Genomic DNA, 523 nt, shown 5'->3' with positions numbered 1-523 from the left:
TGTTGAGAACCAGCATCTTGGTGAGGAACAGTACTCTGTTGTGGCTGTGCAAACTGCTGTGGTTCTACAGGTGAAATAGACTCTGGTAATTGAGACTGCTTTGGTTGCAATGATGCCAAATCTGAAGTTTCAATTGCATTAGGCAAAGGTTCCATACCTAAAGGATTTGGTTGTGAACCAAAGGTCGCTACTGGTAAAGAAGGGACTGAAGACGGTACATACGGTTTTCTGCCTGCCGATCTTAAAGACGAACTTACATCTGGCAAAGGTTCCATATCCTTCGATAAACCTAAAGGATTTGATTGTGAACCAAAAGTTGGTACAGATGAAGAAGGGATTAAATAAGGCAAATTATTTGCCTGTTGTTGTGCATTTTCCATACGTTGATTTTGCATTAGTATACGCGACGCGAATGGGTCCATTGCATACATAGACTTAATTAGTCGTGATAAAATGTTATCGTTACTATTTTGCATAACTACCTCACTTTTTTCCTGCAAAACCAGAAATACCAGCTAAAATC

At 39.8% G+C, this 523-nt stretch carries 1 pseudogene; it reads right to left on the bottom strand.

Annotated elements, in window-relative coordinates:
• A pseudogene (locus ACFIKJ_RS09745) lies at positions 1 to 476 on the bottom strand (hypothetical protein); the annotation flags it as partial.
• Positions 477 to 523: the final 47 nt, after the last annotated feature.

This window comes from Bartonella sp. PS7NMGDW, assembly GCF_042193585.1.
GTDB lineage: Bacteria > Pseudomonadota > Alphaproteobacteria > Rhizobiales > Rhizobiaceae > Bartonella > Bartonella grahamii.
Note: the sequence above shows the minus strand (reverse complement) of the source record. Positions and strands in the feature narration are given on the sequence as shown.